The sequence below is a fragment of the Brevibacillus schisleri genome, from assembly GCF_055685845.1.
Genome location: NZ_JBVNDM010000001.1, coordinates 2,399,906 through 2,413,006, shown reverse-complemented (window position 1 = coordinate 2,413,006; position 13,101 = coordinate 2,399,906). Strand labels below are relative to the sequence as shown.

13 protein-coding genes and 1 other RNA gene are annotated in these 13,101 nt (G+C 43.8%); 5 read left to right on the top strand and 9 right to left on the bottom strand.

Annotated elements, in window-relative coordinates; translation table 11 throughout:
- Positions 1-193: 193 nt before the first annotated feature.
- A complete protein-coding gene (gene istA, locus ACUUHJ_RS12000) occupies positions 194-1,702 on the top strand; it encodes an IS21 family transposase (RefSeq protein ID WP_472298428.1) in 1,509 nt (502 codons plus the stop codon).
- Positions 1,699-2,442: an IS21-like element helper ATPase IstB gene (gene istB, locus ACUUHJ_RS11995; RefSeq protein ID WP_087349016.1), complete on the top strand. Its 744-nt coding sequence runs from the start codon at positions 1,699-1,701 to the stop codon at positions 2,440-2,442. The genes istA and istB overlap by 4 nt, the downstream gene beginning before the upstream one ends.
- Positions 2,443-2,861: 419 nt before the next feature.
- Here istB and ACUUHJ_RS11990 read toward each other — a convergent pair whose 3' ends face one another.
- The 4 genes from ACUUHJ_RS11990 to ACUUHJ_RS11975 all read right to left on the bottom strand — a co-directional run bounded on the left by ACUUHJ_RS11990 (position 2,862) and on the right by ACUUHJ_RS11975 (position 5,229).
- Positions 2,862-3,176 (bottom strand): hypothetical protein, encoded by a 315-nt coding sequence (locus ACUUHJ_RS11990; RefSeq protein WP_472298975.1) that lies wholly within the window; start codon positions 3,174-3,176, stop codon positions 2,862-2,864.
- 98 nt (positions 3,177-3,274) lie between these two features.
- Positions 3,275-3,421, bottom strand: a complete 147-nt coding sequence (locus ACUUHJ_RS11985; RefSeq protein WP_229088030.1) for an aspartyl-phosphate phosphatase Spo0E family protein — start codon at positions 3,419-3,421, stop codon at positions 3,275-3,277.
- Between the two features lie 294 nt (positions 3,422-3,715).
- A complete protein-coding gene (locus ACUUHJ_RS11980) occupies positions 3,716-3,865 on the bottom strand; it encodes a hypothetical protein (RefSeq protein WP_472298974.1) in 150 nt (49 codons plus the stop codon).
- Between the two features lie 2 nt (positions 3,866-3,867).
- A complete protein-coding gene (locus tag ACUUHJ_RS11975; RefSeq protein WP_472298973.1) occupies positions 3,868-5,229 on the bottom strand; it encodes a DNA-binding protein in 1,362 nt (453 codons plus the stop codon).
- A 330-nt stretch (positions 5,230-5,559) separates the two neighbouring features.
- Between ACUUHJ_RS11975 and ACUUHJ_RS11970 the strand changes: the two genes are divergently transcribed.
- A complete protein-coding gene (locus ACUUHJ_RS11970) occupies positions 5,560-5,763 on the top strand; it encodes a helix-turn-helix domain-containing protein (protein ID WP_409178384.1) in 204 nt (67 codons plus the stop codon).
- A 265-nt stretch (positions 5,764-6,028) separates the two neighbouring features.
- On the opposite strand, the gene ACUUHJ_RS11965 is transcribed toward ACUUHJ_RS11970, so the two are convergent.
- From ACUUHJ_RS11965 to rnpB, 4 genes are all read right to left on the bottom strand, one after another.
- Positions 6,029-6,514, bottom strand: a complete 486-nt coding sequence (locus ACUUHJ_RS11965) for a MarR family transcriptional regulator (RefSeq protein ID WP_472298972.1) — start codon at positions 6,512-6,514, stop codon at positions 6,029-6,031.
- Positions 6,515-6,616: 102 nt separating this feature from the next.
- A complete protein-coding gene (locus ACUUHJ_RS11960) occupies positions 6,617-8,128 on the bottom strand; it encodes a monooxygenase (protein WP_472298971.1) in 1,512 nt (503 codons plus the stop codon).
- A gap of 165 nt (positions 8,129-8,293) precedes the next feature.
- On the bottom strand, positions 8,294-10,630 hold the full coding sequence (locus ACUUHJ_RS11955) for an S-layer homology domain-containing protein (protein ID WP_472298970.1): 2,337 nt from the start codon (positions 10,628-10,630) through the stop codon (positions 8,294-8,296).
- 278 nt (positions 10,631-10,908) lie between these two features.
- Positions 10,909-11,298: RNase P RNA component class B (rnpB, locus tag ACUUHJ_RS11950), an RNA gene on the bottom strand.
- Between the two features lie 116 nt (positions 11,299-11,414).
- On the opposite strand from rnpB, the gene ACUUHJ_RS11945 reads away from it, so the two are divergent.
- Both ACUUHJ_RS11945 and ACUUHJ_RS11940 read left to right on the top strand, forming a co-directional pair.
- The gene (locus ACUUHJ_RS11945) at positions 11,415-11,723 is read left to right on the top strand and encodes an iron-sulfur cluster biosynthesis family protein (RefSeq protein ID WP_087349415.1); all 309 of its coding nucleotides are present in this window, start codon (positions 11,415-11,417) and stop codon (positions 11,721-11,723) included.
- 13 nt (positions 11,724-11,736) lie between these two features.
- On the top strand, positions 11,737-12,270 hold the full coding sequence (locus ACUUHJ_RS11940; protein ID WP_472298969.1) for a gamma carbonic anhydrase: 534 nt from the start codon (positions 11,737-11,739) through the stop codon (positions 12,268-12,270).
- A gap of 95 nt (positions 12,271-12,365) precedes the next feature.
- Here ACUUHJ_RS11940 and ACUUHJ_RS11935 read toward each other — a convergent pair whose 3' ends face one another.
- Positions 12,366-13,049: a DUF1385 domain-containing protein gene (locus tag ACUUHJ_RS11935; protein WP_289677442.1), complete on the bottom strand. Its 684-nt coding sequence runs from the start codon at positions 13,047-13,049 to the stop codon at positions 12,366-12,368.
- Positions 13,050-13,101: the final 52 nt, after the last annotated feature.

Below are 13,101 nucleotides of genomic sequence, written 5' to 3'. Positions count from 1 at the left end.
ATGAACTACCCTCGCTACAACCACTAAGAAGAACTATGAACAGAAGGAAAAACATATGGAGAGGTCGGATGTGAATGCTAATCTAATTATTGACCACTTTGCAGTATAACGCTCAAAAAAAAATTGACCACCTGAGCACCTCTTTCCTATATCTTGAAGTTGCTGAGACTAACAAGATATAGGAGGAAAGGAAATGCTTCAGATGGCTAATTATGAGTTTATCAGGAAACAGCACTTCGTGCTAGGCAAACCGATTCGTCAAATTTCCAGAGAGACAGGATATTCTCGGCAAGTCATACGTAAAGCCTTAACAACAACAGAAATTCCTGTATACAAGCTTTCTAAACCGAAGCCGAAACCAGTCATTGAATCCGTTAAACCAATCATCTTGGAATGGCTGCGTCAAGATGAACATGCTCCTCCAAAGCAGCGACATACTGCCAAACGCATCTATCAAAGACTCGTAGAAGAATATGGCTTCATAGGCGGCGAATCAACCGTTCGTGGCTATGTTAGACAATTACGAGTTTCTCCGCCAAAAGCGTACGTTCCTCTTGAATTCCCACCAGGGAAGTTTGCTCAATTCGACTGGGGAGAGGTGGATATCCTACTGTTTGGAAAGCAAGTTACCGTCCAGGTATTCTGTTTGCGCTGCACGTATAGCCGGAAAATATTTATCCAAACATTCTTTCATCAAAAGCAGGAAGCACTTTTACAAGGTCATGTAAATGCTTTCGAGTTTCTTGGAGCCGTACCTCAAACCATTGTCTACGACAATTTAAAGACAGCTGTGAAAAAAATTCTGGAGGGGAAAAATCGAGAAGAACAGGAACGGTTTACCCAATTACGAGCACACTATTTGTTCGAAAGTTACTTTTGCGAGCCCGCAAAAGGGAATCAAAAAGGACAGGTCGAGAACCTTGTGAAAATGGTCAAACAGCAGTTTTTTACGCCAATGCCCTCCGTATCCTCTTTAGATGAACTAAATCGTTGGCTATTGGAAAAATGCGTGTCTTATGAAAAGACTAAGGTTCCGCGATCAACCATTACAGTGGCGGATGCTTTTATTGAAGATAAGGAGCGTATGTTGCCACTTCCGCCTCAGCCTTTAGATTGCTGTCGAATGGTAACCGTCAAGAGCAATTCGCTCTCCTTGATTACCTTTGAGCAAAACGCGTACTCTGTACCTGTTTCATATGCATCAAAGGAGTTAGTATGCCGAGTTTACGCTGATGATCTTGCGATCTATCATAATGGAGAGCTAATCGCTACCCATAAACGCTGTTTTGAAAAAGGAAAAGAGATTTTCGATTATGACCATTACCTCGATCTCATGTTGATCCGTCCTGGATCTGTTCTTTACGCTCGGCCCTTGCAGAAGGCCAAATTCCCTGATGTTTATCACCAGTTTCTAGATCGGTGCAAACATCGGTCTGGAGGAATGAAAGACTTTATTCGTATTCTCTTATTGCATCGGGAGTTCGAGCCCACCTTAGTGGAGAATACATTGCGCGAATCAGCCCAAAAAGGGATTTTCCAGTACGATGCCGTAAGGCAACTTCTTCTCCAACGAACAATACCAGAGCATCGGGTTCCGTCTCTTGCTTTTGAGACTGACAGCCATGTCCCTGTTATCCGAGTAAAGTCCCCTAATCTTACTCAGTACAATGACTTGTTGCGAAAAAGGAGTGTGGTTCATTGAGTACATCATTTTTACTTGAAGCCTATGCAAAACGTCTACGGTTGCCCGCAATCAAGAAATCCTATAAGGAAATGGCTCATGATGCCATGGAGCGTCAAATCCCTTATGAAGATTTTCTCTTGGCTCTTTTGGAGCAAGAGGTTTTGCAACGAGATGCGAATCAAATTGCATCCCGCACCAAACAAGCAAAGTTCCCTACAATTAAAACCATAGACCAATATGATTTTTCAGTCATGCCAGCTCTAAATAAACCGAAGGTTCTCCAGCTTTCTCGTTGCGAGTACATCGAGAAGGCTGAGAATGTAATCTTTATCGGAAATTCAGGCACCGGGAAAACACATTTATCGATTTCCCTTGGGATGGAGGCTTGCCGTCACGGTTACACTGTTCAATTCTGGACAGCAGCCAAACTGTGTAATGAGCTGATGGAGGCGCAATCAGAGAGGCGCTTGCTTCAATTGGAGAAACAATGGTTAAAAGTCGATCTAGCCATTCTTGATGAGGTAGGCTTTGTTCCTTTAAGTAAAACAGGTGCTGAGCTACTATTTCAATTTTGTGCTGCTCGTTATGAAAAAGGAAGCATGATCCTTACTAGCAATTTGGACTTCGCTAACTGGACTCAAGTGTTCAAAGATGAACAAATGACGGCCGCTTTAGTGGATCGACTTACACACCGAGCTCACATTTTTGCAATGAACGGTGATAGTTACCGATTTAAGCAAAGTCTGAAGCAATCGTGATCATGAAAAAGTTACCCACCCGTCGGGTGGAATAATTTTTGCCATGGTGGTCAATTTTTTGATGAGCACGGTGGTCAACATTTTGATTGACATTCACAGTCGGATCATAGATCTATTGATTTTTTACTATAATACTCTTTGTACGAGTATTTGACGTTAACGTAGTTATAATCTACTACTCTGCCTTGAAAATATTCGACTAAGCTTCCAGTGGTTTTTACTGCTTTTGATCCGTATTCAACAGTTGTCATCGTACGCTTTGGTATGACCCAAGTTTGGGTTGTTTCTATAATGTCTTCTGTTCCAAATGAAACTTCTGCATTAATCCCCACTTTCCCCTCTATTATCCTCCAGTTGACTTTCGTCTCAGCTGACGCACCTATTTTACCGGTCAGAAAGGTTTTTCTTGTATCCTTTCTTCAAATGGAATCGTTTTCGTTACTATCATTCTCAATATCAGCTTCATAAGATTTTGATTTGTATAGGTCCTTCTTAGACATTTCATACACTTTGCCAGTCATATCATTGCCTAAGGGACCAATCTTAGATGAATCACTCTTCGTAAGGGCATCTGTAAAATCATACTCTTCCGGGTTCTCATACACACGTTCAATGATTTTTAGGTTACCTATTTTAATAGTCTCACCTTGAGATGCTGCGAAGGCAGAACCAGCTCCAGATACAACTAAACTGCTAAGTAAGAGAGTTGCGAAAGATAGTTTCTTACTATTCATTTTTTACCCTCCTGTATGGTATTGGAAATTTTAAACAGAAAACAACCGTAACATATATTCCTAAAAAAGGTTCTAAATACCTAAACTCAAATAAAACCTTATTTTTGCATCATTTTTGATTGAATTACCAGAATGTACTGATCCAATTGCTGACTTAATTCCACGACTGCATCATCCAACAAATCATTCTTCTCCAAAAACAATTGCACCAGTTGCTCGCGTAATTGTTCCACAATGTTTTTCAATTGATCTACATCGTGATAAGTTCCTCCTTCCTGATCTAACGCTAGCGTGGTACATTTACTTATAGGAGCTGTATCTGCTCCTCCTGCGGGCGTTCCTTTAACCTGGCAAAGGGGGGGAACGCCCTTTTTATATGCAATAGCCCCTATGGTTATCACCCCCCTTATTTTAACAATAAATACATTTATAACTATACTGCAATTTCCCAAATTCACTGTTCTTAGAAAAATGGGAAAATAAAAAAAGCATCCCTTTTTTATTTGGGATGCTTTTTCGAACCCTTTATCAAACCCTATTTAGCCTCCTACGCCGTGATGATATTGCATAACTGGAGGAGGAGAAACAGTAGAAATAGATGGCGTTTCACTTCCTATAGAAGCCTGGCCAACACTGGAAAATACCCCAAAACTCAAAACCATGGATAACAAAACAAAAAGTTTCTTCATATTCACACTCTCCCTTCTAAAATGGCTTCATAGCGATCTTTTTGCTCATTTGTTGCATGTGGCAAGTGTTTCCAAAACTTTGTGACACAACGTTTAAATCCTTGGTGATAGGTCATTTTGTCAGATAAATCCAGGCACAGCAGTAACTGATCTATCGCTTGTGACGTGTTTCCTTTTCTAAATTCATATTCAGTCTTTTGATCCCAAAAGTGAAAATTCTGACTCAAATTAATAGGGTTCTGATGGTCATGAAAGCTGGATAGATTAGCAGAATAACGATGCAGTAGCTCATCTATACAAAAATTATGTTTATTGGCTGCTTCGATGATGGTCAACATCCCAGGGAGAATTTCATTTGGATGTTCCTGTAAGAAAGCAACATACTCTGATAGGATACTCACGTTTCCCTTCTTTAAGTTAAGCCCATATAAGTTAGCCCTGCCCCATATATTGAATTTCTTTACTTCTTTATGCCCTATCTCATCTAACAGTTCAAACCAAGTAAGATCAGTATATTCGATCACGTGTTTTTCCGCTTCTTCATACTGTTCTTGCATAGTGAGAGCAACTCCTTTTAACAAGGAGCTTTGGCCATAGTACACAACTAGATGACGTTCCGTGTGTAACATTTCAACCGTTTTACCGCTCTCTTTCTTGCGTAGTTGATCCTGATAGACTGCAATAGCTAGGGTCCGTAATTCGTCAGCATATTTTTCTACATCTTTCCACTTCTGCAACATGTAGCACGCATTCGCTAGATGTAGCAACGCGTCCAATTGGTGATTTTCGGACAATCTGTTCCGATAGGGTTCAAACCTTATGACCGCTTTCCAGTTATCTTCTGGACTTTTACCTTGTAACGCACGAAATAACCGATATTGACTTATCAGAAAGTGATCCGAATGACTATCTTTTTCAGCTTCAATCACTAGCTGATAAAAAGGGACTGACATAACCTTTCCACCAGTTTGAAATAATTGCTCTGCAACAGTGAAGAGAATGGAAACGTTTTTAGGGTTCTCTAGCAATCTTGAGACAACCACATCAATACAATCCTGACGCCCGATCTCGGCACATCGAACCAAGTAAGGGATCAAACGTGGACGCGAAATTTTTTCCTCGGCTATGCACTCTTCCGGGTATAACTCGTACAACCAACCAGGAGCCTTTTTAAAGACCTTAGCCAACGTGTCAAGCTGACCAATTGTAATGGCACGTGGTGGATTGCTATTTAGGATCTCACTCAAATGTCCAGGATTCACACCACTTAACTCACCGAGTTTACTAAGTGTATATCCGTTCTCTTTTATATTTGTATCTATTTCAGAGCGTATCGATTTTTGTGTTGTTTTTCTTGTTTCCATACTAAAAGAAATCCCCCTTAGTCATGTACATAAGAAACACTTAACTTCCCACATTTTATAATTGCCACAAGTATTTGTAAATATTTACCATCAAATTCCCTTGAACTTACTTATGATCCGTCAATTATATTACTCATGCATGGAGTTCACATCCTTCTATGAATTTTCATTCCACTTTCATCTTGGTTTTTAGAGGTTATCAAAATGTAAATACCTAGCAATAACAGTAAGTATAATACGTGTATTTTAATTCGCCAAGTATCATGGGTCATCAAAAATTCGCTAACGGGTTAACATATGAGTAAATGATTCAAGGAGAGCTTCCAAGAATTGAAACTAAAAGATGCCCGAATAGAAAAGAAATTATCTCAGGAAAAAATAAGCAGGATCATAAACGTATCCTTGAAACATTATCAGAACATTGAATACGGGATTACCAATCCCACTGTTACGATTGCGCTACATATTTGCGAAGTTCTCGACATCGATCCAAGAGAAGTTGACGAGTGGAAAGACAGACGTATACCTAACTAAGAGCGGTTTCCTATGAGAAATGCAAAATTTAACCCTAAGGTTAAATAAGCAAAAAAGCCAGATTACCGTGGGGTAATTTGGCTTTTTAATTATCCATAATTCTGTTCACGAACATATTTTTCACGCAAAGCAATTATTTGTGAATTTCCCTTCCTTCCTGCTTCCTCCAACGGAGTCATATATCCTGTACTACTCGCATTAATGGTGTCCCCCATAGACAATAACAAGGACACCATCAGTGTGATGGCGCCCTTTGCCTACGATTTCAGAAATCCCAATTCAGCAAGTCCTCCAGCAGTTCGCGGGAAAATGCTAATTGCTCCGGTGTGTATTTATCCAGAAAGCTCTTAAATCGCTGTTCAATGTCCTGATGCAACTGGTGATGAATCTTATACAGCTTTTGTCCCTTTGTGGTTAGCCGATAGTACACTTCTTTCTTATTATCAACCAGCTGTTGCCTTTTAATTAAATCAAGCTTCCATAGCTTCTTGCTGATCCGTGTTATGGACCCTTTCGTTAAATTGACTTTTTCCGAAATCGTGGTGACATTGATGGGACCATGATCCCCGATACAGGCAATGAAATGAATTTCGGATAGGGTAAGGTTTAGCTTCATCCCCATCTCGGATTCCAGCTTCTGCATCTCTTCTGCCATTCGCGCAGTCAATTTGCTTTCTCGCAGCTCTTGCTGCGTGACTAGCTGTATGTAAAGCTGAATGATCCGCTGCTTGGAAAGTTCTGTACTTTGCATATCATGTCTCCTAGATTACCATCTCATCTCCCCTCCATTATATACTGATTGTTTCGAGAAAAACAATTTCATTTTGTTTTGCACAAAACAATTCCGTTTCAATCAATCATGTCCGCACCAGTGTGAGATTCCTTTCCGAATAGCTTCCAGCGGATTAGACTCCTCTTTGGAAACAGCCCATGCAACATATCCATCCGGTCGAATCAACGCTGTATGCACGTCATGCCAATCAGCAGCTCCCTGCGCAAGCGAAGCACGAACTACATGGACATGCTTATATTTCGACCAATCGAGAGCTTCATCCAAACGTTCATCCGAGCCGAAATGTAGCAAGAGGAATAAACCAGAATGAAGAAGCTCGTACGCATTCTGGCACTCACCGTTCTCCAGACGCAGATTCAACTCTGTAAAACGTCGACCGTTCAATACATGCGACGGCATCTCCCCGATCGGTTCATACTGGACATTGAACGCAGAGATTTGGGTAGCCAACCGATAATTTGCCTCGGGTATTTTCAGCAGGTCGGACACCATATTCCTCAAAGCGATAACGGATGGGGAGAATTCCGAACTACCGAACAGTAGTGATTGCATCTGTGTATTTGTAAGTAATGCGGTATTGATGGGGAAACGCTCCGTATGATAGCTGTCCAACAGCCAATCCGGTGCCCAGCCTTTTAAATGGGCCGCTAGCTTCCACCCCAGGTTGATTGCCTCTTGCAAGCCAACGTTCATCCCCTGTCCTCCGGCTGGAAAATGAATATGGGCAGCATCTCCCACCAGGAAAATCCGTCCTTCTCGATAACGCTGAGCTTGCAAAGTCGCATTGCCAAAACGAGTCATCCAAAACGGATCGGAAATTCCAAAATCGTCTCCAAGAATACGCAGTAAACTAGCGCGCAGTTCCTCCAAGGAAACGGGTTCTTCCTTTTGTACAGCCATTCGCTCCGAATCGATTAGAACCACCCGATGCATTCCATTTGGCAAAGGTACAATCATGACCAAACCTTGTTCATGAAAGTAGGAAGGAGCTCCCGATTCCGGCGGATTTTTCAACACAACATCCCCTTGCATAGCCGTAAAGGTCGCATTCTTACCGACAAACGGAATGCCTGCCTGCTTTCGGACAATGCTGGCAGCGCCATCTGCACCGATCACATAGCGTGCCGTCAGCACAGCCTTTCCATTGGGCCCGGAAGTCTCAACCTCAACCCCATGCTGATCTTGGTGTACGGCCACTACCTCCTCTTCCCTCCGTATTTCCACCCCTAGACTTTTTGCCCACTCCTCTAGTACCTTCTCCGTGTCATGTTGGGGAATAATCAGTGTGTAGTTGGAGGAAGAATCCAATACTGAGAAATCCAAGCGTGTATCAAGCGCAGCAAAATGCGTCGTCGAAATCGGCTTTCCTCTCTCAAGTAATTTCGCCTTCAACCCGCGCATATCCAGGATTTCCAGCGTGCGCGGATGTACCGTGAGCGCCCGTGAATACGGGGTCGTTTCCTTTAAGCGCTCAAGTACGCATACCTTCACTTTAGCCAATGCCAGCTCTCCAGCCACCATCATGCCAACTGGTCCACCACCAACAATAATCACTTCATAATCAACCTGCATTGAAATCACTCCTCTTTTTGTTTTGCACGAAACAAAAACAATATATCACATCTTCTTTTAATTGAAAATGATTTTCAATTAAATACTTTTTAAAGCCTATGCCAACAAATGAAAAGGCGACCCCTTTTCCTCGAATGGAGGAGGAGATCGCCTTTTTCCAGTTTCTTATCGTTTTGCTACGACAATGGCATAGACATGACCTTGATCATTTGTCCACAAATCCACTTTGTCCTTGGTGGAAAGCTCGCTTTCTTTCAAGTCATTACCGTTGTAGTATTTGATCTTTGCATCTTCTGTCAGCTTCAAGCTTGTCGATACGTCATCGAAAAATACGTATTTGTCTTTGTTTACGCGGGATTCAATTCCGACGAAACGCACGTTTTCCTTCGCCAGCTTTCCACTCACGGAAGCAGCAATGACATCGCCGTCACGATCCAGAGTCAATGTCACGTACTCAAATTGATCGACATCTTCGATCGCGTCCTCATCCGTTACATCGTACGTCTTGCCGTTAACCTCTATTTTCGCGGAAGTCACCTTGCCGTTATCGTTACGAACCTCAACAGAGTCAACCACGCCGCTTACTTTCTTAGGCGCACCTGTAATGGCTTTTACTTTGCCAGCGTTGTTGAGTGTCAGCGTGTACTCGTTGTCGTTGGATGCTGCATCGCTGTCAATAGTAACCCCGGACAAGAGCTCATACACTTTCCCGTTCACGGTAATTTTGGAACCGGATTTTTTCGTCACGTATCCTTTTACGGTTTGCTTTTCCAAAGTCAGCTCCACAATGTCATTCGTTCCGACATTGTATTTCCACGTAAGGATGCGGTGGTCATTAAACTGATCGTTTTTAATCGTCGTTGGAGATACGGAGTTGCCATCGACAGTCAGCTTCGCGTTGGTCAAGATATCGTAGGTTTTCCCGTCGATTTTCACAGTTGCCAGTTTTCCTGGTGCATACGCAGTTGTGTCTGAGATCTGCTTGTTCGTAGCTGCCCCTACACCCTGCTCTACTTTCACCAGGTTTCCATTTTTGTCAAACGTAAGCACTGCAATTTTGCCGCTTGTCAACTCATCCAGTTCATCTACTTCGTCTTCGTCTACGAACAACTCTGTATCTTCATGCACCTCGTAATTGACGCCGCCAACGCGAATCAAGTTTTTGTCTGTATCAACGGTGATCGTATCAGTGAAGCTCAGCTTCGTGTAAACAAGCTCAGATACTTTGCCGTCCACATTGAGTGTCAGCTCGACCAAGTCATCCTTTTCGATGTCAGAGAACGAAGCACTCGCTGCTTTTGCCTCTGGATGCGCCTTACCTCTGACCGTTGCTTTGGAATCCAGCGTGTAGGTCGTGCCGTCTACTCTCAGCTCTTTTTTCGAGTTGGAACCGCTCACGGAAGATACTTTTTCCACAATTCCTTTTGTCGTATTGTCGCTGATCGTGATGGACTTGATTTTGCCATTGTCGCCAACCACAGCCACAAACTTTTGGCCGATGTGAGAACGGCTTACATTTACGCCATCTTCTACTTCCAAAACAACTTCTCTTCCATTGACGATTGCCTTGAATTTCTTTTCATCGCCTACTGCCGTTGTAAAATTAAGGCCAGTCTTCACGATTCCTTCCACGATTTCGGAGTCAGAAGTAACAACGGTGAGGAAAGCCACTCGGCCATTTTTCGTAATGTATTCGACTTGCGCGCCTACGATCAGATTGCCGTATACTTGCGCGGAATCAGCCAATTCGATTTCTTTGTTTTGTCCGACTAGCTTCAGCTTTTTGCCAGACTTGTCATACGAAGCAACTGCGCCCTTCACTACTTGCAGCTTCTGATTGGTTCCTTTTGCGTTGCCATCTTTGTCGTAGTACGCGCCGTTTGCATAGACAGGCGTTTCCATAAAGCGATCCGTGTACTTCGCGACGATATCACGCGGAGCTGCTGCTGTCGGTGTTTCTTTTGCATCGTAAATACCTGCTCTGTCCGCTTCCAGTAAGTATGGGATGTACCACTCGCTTGAGGCTGATGGATGAACGTCAATTTTTAAGCCTTGTACGTAAACAGTCAATGCTTCCGCAATTTTTACGTTGTTGTTCGGTTTGAAGGTTCCATCTGGATATCCCTTGATGATGCCTTGGGATACGGCAAGATTAATGTACCCAGTTGCCCAGTGATCTGCTGGCAGATCTTTAAATGCAGTCTTTCCTTGCAGTAGCTTTGCTTGCGCGTCTGTGTACCCCAGTGCCAGCACCGCAACTTTGGCGAACTCTGCTCTCGTCACTTCTTTATACGGTCTGAAAGTGCCATCTGTATAACCCTTCAGAACACCCGCATAGTTCAATTTCAGAATCGCGTCTTTGTTCACGTTTCCTCCGATGTCGGAGAATGGCAGTGCCGTAGCAGCCCATCCGGTACCCGGCAACGCAAGCGCTCCTGCCAGAACCGCAGTCGCTACAAATTTTTTAAAATCCTTGGTTGCTCGATTCTTTTCTTTTTTCAAAATAAACCCCTCCATCAATGTAACCGTTTATCAGTTCTTTCTCTCCAGCAGACTCTCCCATTTGAAGAAATGATGGAATAGTCCACAGTAGAACTGTTTTCTTCGGCTGAACGCTCTTTTAAGACGACACGATTTCCGAAAAAGTTTCAAAGCTTGTTCGGGTAAATCATTCCACTGTTCCTCAAACATGGATAGGTATCGGGTTCACGATATTTCGCAGAACGTAAAAAAACCACCTGAGATCTCAGGTGGTTTTACGTTTTCATTCCAGCAGGAAATGCTATAAGCCAGGTTCTGTCTCTCCCGTGCTTCAAGCGGGGCAATCCCTCGCACCAAGAGCGGTAGCCATCTATCTATGGCATCCGAAGATACCATCCGTCCTTTCCGTTTGATTCCTTCAGGACGGTTCCCCTACCTAATTTGGGTTTCTCGCTCGCAGGGTTTACCGCGTTCCATCTTTTCTGTCGCCAGAAAAGCTACGTTTCTGTGGCACTTTCAGCGTACTCGGGCCTCAGAGAGAGCCCTTTCCACGCCGTCAGCAAGGCTCAACACCTTACTGCCCTGGCTTGCACCAGGTACGAACACTCCAGGCATCTCAGCCTGGGCGAGCCTGGACTTTCCTCTACCGCCAATCGTCGAAACGATTGCGGCAGCGACTACCCACATTTCCTGCACATCAGAATCAGTAACATTTACTCTATCACATGCCTCCTACATGGTCAACAAGCAGGATTTGGAAGGGCCATTTGTAGTACAATAGAAATGGCTACAAGGAGGTATGACGATGATAACCATTACTCCAATTGCGGCGGTACGTCTTGCACAAATGATCGCGGAAGAATCGGATGCAGAACAGCTCGGAATCAGACTCGTCCCAACTACAACGGGTTGTGGCAGCTATACATATAGCATCGCCATTACGGAAGCGGACAAACATGATCTCGCCCAAGAAATAAGTGGAATTCGTTTCTTTTATCAAACACATGAGATAGACCAGCTTTCCGGGACAGTCATCGACTGCGATCCTGCAACTGGCCGCTTCTCTATTTTCCATCCGCGCCCGATGCAAACAGATTGCTCACTTACTCATTGATTAGGAGGTAACTATGCTGCTCTTATCATTTGAAAACATCAAACCGAAGATTCACCCTACCGTTTTCCTGGCAAAAGGCTCCGTCGTTTCTGGCGATGTCGAAATCGGCGAGGATTCTTCTATTTGGTACAACACCGTGATCCGCGGGGACATCGCTCCGACTGTCATTGGAAAACGCGTCAGTGTCCAAGACAACAGCACCCTGCACCAAAGCCCGAACAACCCGCTGATCCTCGAAGACGAGGTGACCGTAGGACATAACGCCGTTTTACATAGCTGCGTGGTACGTCACGGCGCATTGATTGGAATGGGCGCGATCGTGCTGGATCGTGCGGAAATCGGAGAAGAAGCGATGGTTGCTGCGGGTGCACTCGTTCCTCCTGGCATGAAGGTGCCACCTCGCTCGCTTGTTGTCGGCAACCCAGCAAAAGTAAAACGTGAACTCAACGAGGCAGACTTGAAAGAATTCGTACGTATTCGCCAATCGTATGTGGATAAAGGAAAGATGTATCGCCAACTGGAAGAAAGCCCGCTCGAACGGGAGTAGGAAAAAGAAAAGGGAGGTCGAGGGCGCATAAGCACCTTCTATCCTCCCTGTTTTTTTATGATTTGCGATCCAAGCCGATTAACACTGCTTTTTCCTTACGAAGCACTCTGCAATCGATCTACCTCACGAATGTGCTCAAATAGCATATACGAGCGGATCGCTGTCTCTAAATGAAGCTGGTCCGGTTCTTTGGTCGTGCTGTATTTTTGAAAGAAAGCCGACAGCTTGTAAAGAAAACCGAAATATTTACGCACGTAGCGATCACCGAGCATGCCAACAAGCAGTCCTGCTACCCCACATGCGACGCTCCATTCTAAAGGTAAAAAGAATACAGACAAGATGAATCCTGTAAAAAACCACACGACCAGATTCGTCGAGCAACCGTCATTCACGATATTTGCCCGTTGAATCTCATTCAGTGCTGCTAGTGACTTCTTCCCTCCATAGCTAAACACTTTATGTTCTGCACCGTGAAATTTTTTCATCTTTTTCGGAAAAACAAAGTGAAAGCCTGCGATGTATACAGCTACCCACATCGGATCGAGGATGGCCCAGTCCGGCTTCACGATCGCCGCCAGTACATAACCAGCAAGCAGGAGATGAAACAATTGATAGTACCACGGGAAGGAGAAAAAGATTCGATACCAGAGCTTACCTATCGTTTTCAATGTGATTTTTTCCGCCCACATATGAATCACGCCGTCTTTTACTTCCGCGCAAGCCAGCACATTTCGATCATGAAAAAGCACACCGCGTCCAAAAGACATCCCCATAATCATCTCGTTAGCTATTCTCCTTCCGCCCTAATGTCGTTATAATAGGTTGAGTTGT